The sequence below is a fragment of the Neobacillus ginsengisoli genome, from assembly GCF_030813055.1.
In genome coordinates this window covers 1-3,036 of sequence record NZ_JAUSTW010000026.1, presented here as the reverse complement: position 1 = coordinate 3,036, position 3,036 = coordinate 1, and the positions used below count along the sequence as shown (strand labels likewise).

Annotated in this window: 1 rRNA gene; it reads left to right on the top strand. The window is 52.1% G+C overall.

What is annotated here, in order from left to right:
• Window positions 1–80 precede the first annotated feature (80 nt).
• A 23S ribosomal RNA gene (locus tag J2S10_RS27300) occupies window positions 81–3,016 on the top strand.
• Window positions 3,017–3,036 lie beyond the last annotated feature (20 nt).

The following is a 3,036-nucleotide window of genomic DNA, read 5'->3' as shown; positions in this document are numbered from 1 at the left end:
AGAAGAAGTCAAAGTAAAACATCGAGTAATCGCCATTTTAGTTTTCTCTCTTATTTTATGTAAGAGAATTAAACCTTTTAGGTTAAGTTAGAAAGGGCGCACGGTGAATGCCTTGGCACTAGGAGCCGATGAAGGACGGGACTAACACCGATATGCTTCGGGGAGCTGTAAGTAAGCTTTGATCCGGAGATTTCCGAATGGGGAAACCCGCTGTTCGTAATGGAACAGTATCTTTACCTGAATACATAGGGTATAGAAGGCATACCCGGGGAACTGAAACATCTAAGTACCCGGAGGAAGAGAAAGCAAACGCGATTCCCTGAGTAGCGGCGAGCGAAACGGGACATAGCCCAAACCAAGAGGCTTGCCTCTTGGGGTTGTAGGACACTCAACATGGAGTTACAAAGGAACGGGGTAGATGAAGCGATCTGGAAAGGTCCGTCATAGAAGGTAAAAACCCTGTAGTTGAAACTTCGTTCCCTCCTGAGTGGATCCTGAGTACGGCCGGACACGTGAAATCCGGTCGGAAGCAGGGAGGACCATCTCCCAAGGCTAAATACTCCCTAGTGACCGATAGTGAACCAGTACCGTGAGGGAAAGGTGAAAAGCACCCCGGAAGGGGAGTGAAATAGTTCCTGAAACCGTGTGCCTACAAGTAGTCAGAGCCCGTTCATGGGTGATGGCGTGCCTTTTGTAGAATGAACCGGCGAGTTACGATTACATGCAAGGTTAAGTTGAAGAGACGGAGCCGCAGCGAAAGCGAGTCTGAATAGGGCGAATGAGTATGTGGTCGTAGACCCGAAACCAGGTGATCTACCCATGTCCAGGGTGAAGTCCAGGTAACACTGGATGGAGGCCCGAACCCACGCACGTTGAAAAGTGCGGGGATGAGGTGTGGGTAGCGGAGAAATTCCAATCGAACTTGGAGATAGCTGGTTCTCTCCGAAATAGCTTTAGGGCTAGCCTCACGTAGTAAGAGTCTTGGAGGTAGAGCACTGTTTGGACTAGGGGCCCTCATCGGGTTACCGAATTCAGACAAACTCCGAATGCCAAAGACTTATCCGTGGGAGTCAGACTGCGAGTGATAAGATCCGTAGTCAAAAGGGAAACAGCCCAGACCACCAGCTAAGGTCCCAAAGTATACGTTAAGTGGAAAAGGATGTGGAGTTGCTTAGACAACCAGGATGTTGGCTTAGAAGCAGCCACCATTTAAAGAGTGCGTAATAGCTCACTGGTCGAGTGACTCTGCGCCGAAAATGTACCGGGGCTAAACGTATCACCGAAGCTGTGGATTGACATCAACGATGTCAGTGGTAGGAGAGCGTTCTAAGGGCGTTGAAGCTAGACCGTAAGGACTGGTGGAGCGCTTAGAAGTGAGAATGCCGGTATGAGTAGCGAAAGATGAGTGAGAATCTCATCCACCGAATGCCTAAGGTTTCCTGAGGAAGGCTCGTCCGCTCAGGGTTAGTCGGGACCTAAGCCGAGGCCGAAAGGCGTAGGCGATGGACAACAGGTTGATATTCCTGTACCACCTCTTTATCGTTTGAGCAACGGGGGGACGCAGGAGGATAGGGTAAGCGCGCTGTTGGATATGCGCGTCTAAGCAGTTAGGCTGCAAGTGAGGCAAATCCCGCTTGCGTGAAGGCTGAGCTGTGACAGCGAGGGAAATTTAGTACCGAAGTTCCTGATTCCACACTGCCAAGAAAAGCCTCTAGCGAGATAAAAGGTGCCCGTACCGCAAACCGACACAGGTAGGCGAGGAGAGAATCCTAAGGTGAGCGAGAGAACTCTCGTTAAGGAACTCGGCAAAATGACCCCGTAACTTCGGGAGAAGGGGTGCTCTTTGGGGTGAATAGCCTCGAAGAGCCGCAGTGAATAGGCCCAGGCGACTGTTTAGCAAAAACACAGGTCTCTGCGAAGCCGCAAGGCGAAGTATAGGGGCTGACGCCTGCCCGGTGCTGGAAGGTTAAGAGGAGGGGTTAGCGCAAGCGAAGCTCTGAATCGAAGCCCCAGTAAACGGCGGCCGTAACTATAACGGTCCTAAGGTAGCGAAATTCCTTGTCGGGTAAGTTCCGACCCGCACGAAAGGCGTAACGATCTGGGCACTGTCTCAACGAGAGACTCGGTGAAATTATAGTACCTGTGAAGATGCAGGTTACCCGCGACAGGACGGAAAGACCCCGTGGAGCTTTACTGTAGCCTGATATTGAATTTTGGTACAGCTTGTACAGGATAGGTAGGAGCCGTAGAAGCCGGAGCGCTAGCTTCGGTGGAGGCGTCGGTGGGATACTACCCTGGCTGTATTGAAATTCTAACCCGCACCCCTGATCGGGGTGGGAGACAGTGTCAGGTGGGCAGTTTGACTGGGGCGGTCGCCTCCTAAAGAGTAACGGAGGCGCCCAAAGGTTCCCTCAGAATGGTTGGAAATCATTCGTAGAGTGTAAAGGCACAAGGGAGCTTGACTGCGAGACCTACAAGTCGAGCAGGGACGAAAGTCGGGCTTAGTGATCCGGTGGTTCCGCATGGAAGGGCCATCGCTCAACGGATAAAAGCTACCCCGGGGATAACAGGCTTATCTCCCCCAAGAGTCCACATCGACGGGGAGGTTTGGCACCTCGATGTCGGCTCATCGCATCCTGGGGCTGTAGTCGGTCCCAAGGGTTGGGCTGTTCGCCCATTAAAGCGGTACGCGAGCTGGGTTCAGAACGTCGTGAGACAGTTCGGTCCCTATCCGTCGTGGGCGCAGGAAATTTGAGAGGAGCTGTCCTTAGTACGAGAGGACCGGGATGGACGCACCGCTGGTGTACCAGTTGTCTTGCCAAAGGCATCGCTGGGTAGCTATGTGCGGACGGGATAAGTGCTGAAAGCATCTAAGCATGAAGCCCCCCTCAAGATGAGATTTCCCATAGCGTCAAGCTAGTAAGAACCCTGAAAGATGATCAGGTTGATAGGTCAGAGGTGGAAGCGCGGTGACGTGTGGAGCTGACTGATACTAATCGTTCGAGGACTTAACCAGTTTTAAAGCGAACTCGTTTT